We start from the raw sequence: 3,744 nt of genomic DNA, 5'->3' as shown, positions 1-3,744 counted from the left end.
CCAATATCACCTTGCCATCGATTATTGAAAAATAGGGGTTGTAAACAAACACAACTTTACCATCAGAATTTTTGAATTGTAATGGTGAATTCTGGAAGAAACCTGCCGCCAAACGGAATAGACGCCCCCCACAATACGTTATCAATTCATATTCATCCCATTCAATCGGAACCGGGGTGAGCTGCTTATCGATAACATGCTGGGGGAAACCGCTGGAAATAAACATCATCCCGGTCGTGGCGCCTTCAGCATAGGCCATCTCCTGGTTAGAAAGCTGCGTGATTTTTTTCAGCCCTTCAATATCCCGGTTTTTCATCATCAGCCAGATATCCGTATAGGCCATTCTGATTTTCACAAGGTCATTTTCGGTAACCGGCGTCGCATTGACCCACGACCATCTCGGTAAGCCTTTAAGTATGATATTGCTTCTCAGCTTATACAGACCATAGTCTTTCTCATTCTTGGTATAACCTTCCCATATTTCCGTACTAAATATAGTACTTGTTGTAGGATTAACTGACTCGTTTGCCGTAATTTCACCTTTATCATTTACGCCCAATTTAAAAACAGCGATCTCTTCACTTGCATTTTTCGTTTCTTTGCTGATGATCACCTGACAGGATGAATCAGGAAACAGAGTATTAGGATCTTTATGATTCTGCGGCCCCATCAACAGTTCAATATCATTTGCGCCATTTTCTAAAAATGCGGTTAAATTAAAGCCAGCCGACATTGTTCCAGAGTAAATAGTAGTATTGTCAATCGCAGGGAAGTTATTTACCCGCAAAATGCATGTGCTTTTGTATGATTTAAAAGAAAACAGATATTTTTCATTAATCATTTCGCTAGCCCTAACTGGAAAAACCGCCAATAAAAAAAAGCAAAAAATCATATTAAATAAGATTAAACCGATATTTTGAATCGTCTTTTTCCAACTTTTCATGAATAGTCCACTCCTTTTCAACTTTATTAGTTTGATCAGTTTTTTGAGCAACAGGGATTTTTTCTGGAAGTTCCACATTTTCACTAGACTTTTCCGATTTCGACGATACCCCAACCGTATAACTCACATACACCTTAGCCATAATTCCATTATGATAAAAGACCAAATCCAATTGATCTTTTTCAGGATTATGTAAGCCAACACACCCTTCCGTAACAGCCATGCCACCAATCTCTAAAGCGCCTTCTGCAACATAAAAACGTACGCCTGCGCGAACATTCGCCTCAAAGGTCAACGTTAGTTTAGCTTCTGCCATATCGTCTTTTTGCCATTCCCACTCATTTTTTGCATCAGACGTAAATGCGAGCGTAAAACTCACTTCACCCTCGGCAACCAACTGAAATTTGGTGCCTAAAAACGCCGCGTTATGGCCCTCCTCATAAGCCTGCTCTCGCGACAGCAGCCCTTCCCGGACTGCCGCCAACAGCACATCTGCGTGATACCATGCGGCAAAGGCCTGGAACAAGTCCAATGTCATTCTTATGCCTATCAGCGGAGCCAGGCCAAGAGATAGCTGTCTTTCAATATATACATTACCCGACGAGCCATCTTCTTTTAACTCACCACTGCTTTTAATCTCCAGCGCCGGATAGATAATTTTCGTATCTAATAACGTTATCTTCCCGCCCCCATCTTTTCGCGTTGAAAGTGCCTTGCTTACCAAATCAATCGTTTTCACAGACTTATTCAACAACGAAATTTTTTTAGCCTTCCTCTCAAAATCTTGCTTTAAGGTAGTGGAATACTCATGGTCGTTAAATGTCAGCGTTCCCTCAATCTCCAGTGCGTTCTCTATTGAGTAGCGAGGACGCTTCGTCCATCCGCGGTGCCTGCGCTGCGCCAATCCCTTATTAGCATTTTGCCTCTCCTGCTGCTTCCTTAGCGCCTGGTCAGTATATTCTGTCACCTCCTGACCCACTGCTATCGCCAGACTGGCTTCCCATTTAAATTCCGCATAGGTAGTAATATATGTCCAGAGTGCATCCCTGGGGGCAAAATCAAATATCTGTGAAATACCATCCATAAAACTGAGAGGCTTACTGACAAAAGGTTCACCGCGGCACTGGCCGACACGCAACATGTATGAAGTTTTCGGCAAAACCTCTCTGATATTTTTTGCCAGAATATAATCCACCAGAAAGTCGATTGAATCATTTGCTCCAAGAAATTCAATCTTATTTGAATCAAAACGTGCGTTATAATCGGTCACTCCGTTATTAAAAGATTTAAGCGAATTACTGTGTTTGAGATTATAAATAACACCCTGGGGGCATAAAGGATTATGCGAAACGCATTGTTTTCCCGTCAGCGAAAGTGAAATTGGAACGCCATTATCCTCTTTATCTATGGTTTCTACCGCGGTAATAAAGTTATCCTGCTTGTAGGTAAAAACCTTGTCTTTGACTTTAAGGGAGAATGAGTGAATACACGTATCCGGATTTTTGCAATTACATACTGGTGAGCCTGCCGTCAAGCTGGTCATATCTTTTCCTTATTATTTACAGGGGCACATCACCCAATTCCTGGAGTAAAAGTGTTTCAGCCTTGAATACGCCTTCTTCGCCTTCCGCACAAAGAACGGCCCTGAAATTCTCGGGTATATTATCCAGAGCCAGGCATCCCCGCTGATAAAACAGAGAGAATAATCCGCGAATACTGCGGTCATCCGTTACTCCCTGCTGCTTTAACCAACGAAAAGTTTCACCTATCATTTGCGCATCAGTCTGATCATCGCACCCACCCCAGGCTTCGATTCTCTCTACCAGACCCTCGATATAACGTTGCTCAAAAATCAGCGCCAATTTATCCATCTGCTCCTGTGATATCTGCATTATTTTTCGCCGGGAAGCACTTCCCGTATGAAATTTCGCTTTTAAGGCAGCAAAATTCTCACGCCGCTGCATCCCTTTCCAGTTTGTTGCTATCGCATCAATCGGACCTAAAAATGCGTGTTGTTCCCAGGAAGAGAGAATGGTCAACAACGGCCAGATATTACGCGGATCGTAAAAACGAAAAAATACCGGTTTTTCCTCTCCGGGGATCTGTACATGCAGATGTTTACGCAGATGCTGACGCAACACCTTCATATCAACCTTGCTGTCCAGCAGGATCCCCCAGGGGGTTTCCCGCAACATCAGCCAATGAAGAACCTCTTCATTTGTCTGTACCAGATATGGAGCCAGTCGCCCCATTTCATCCGACACCGGCTCCGCATATAAGCTGACATGCGGCGGATCAAGTTGTTCCAGCATAGAGAACAATTCGGGTTCCGCTGCGGCATCCACGATTGCCCAGCTTGTCGATTCACTCATTCTTTTTCTTTCTCCTCTAACGGGCAATGCGCAACAAACAATGTTCCCTGGGCTGTCGCCTGAATTCAGGTTAATGACCGGCCCTTTGATATCCACGCCGCCGGTATGTACCACGACAAAGCTGCCACCCACCCGCAATTTTGATGGCGCAAAAAACATAATTAATATTAAATACACTGCGGATTTTTAAGGGTTCATTAGTGGCATTTGCTGTAGACATCATTATCGCACTGAAGAAAACCAAGCCTTTCTATTTATTAACATTTCCTGTCATGACTCACCCTTTATTTATGTGGATAACTACATTTAAAATAGCACCTCTAGCATTAATATTGTTGCGACTACTTAAATAACAGGAATAAACTTTCTATCAATAAAGGAAAATATTGGAGTAAAATACATCAATCTCTTTTTCCCATTGTCTTTTTT

3 protein-coding genes are annotated in these 3,744 nt (G+C 42.8%); all 3 read right to left on the bottom strand.

The features are described 5' to 3' along the window. Positions 1-943 (bottom strand): IdsF (locus BIY29_RS19540; RefSeq protein ID WP_121576674.1); only part of this gene is annotated, 943 nt, incomplete at its 3' end. Continuing rightward, the gene (locus BIY29_RS19535) at positions 894-2,486 is read right to left on the bottom strand and encodes a hypothetical protein (protein WP_121576673.1); all 1,593 of its coding nucleotides are present in this window, start codon (positions 2,484-2,486) and stop codon (positions 894-896) included. The genes BIY29_RS19540 and BIY29_RS19535, both read right to left, overlap by 50 nt. A gap of 16 nt (positions 2,487-2,502) precedes the next feature. Next, on the bottom strand, positions 2,503-3,315 hold the full coding sequence (locus BIY29_RS19530; protein ID WP_121576672.1) for a DUF4123 domain-containing protein: 813 nt from the start codon (positions 3,313-3,315) through the stop codon (positions 2,503-2,505). Positions 3,316-3,744 lie beyond the last annotated feature (429 nt).

Source organism: Brenneria alni (assembly GCF_003666245.1).
GTDB lineage: Bacteria > Pseudomonadota > Gammaproteobacteria > Enterobacterales > Enterobacteriaceae > Brenneria > Brenneria alni.
The sequence above is the reverse complement of the archived record's forward strand: the minus strand, read 5'-3'. Positions and strand labels throughout refer to the sequence as shown.

Coding starts and splice junctions, on each gene's coding strand:
- BIY29_RS19535 (WP_121576673.1), bottom strand. CDS start 2,486: ATGACCAGCTTGACGGCAGGCTCACCAGTATGTAATTGCAAAAATCCG.
- BIY29_RS19530 (WP_121576672.1), bottom strand. CDS start 3,315: ATGAGTGAATCGACAAGCTGGGCAATCGTGGATGCCGCAGCGGAACCC.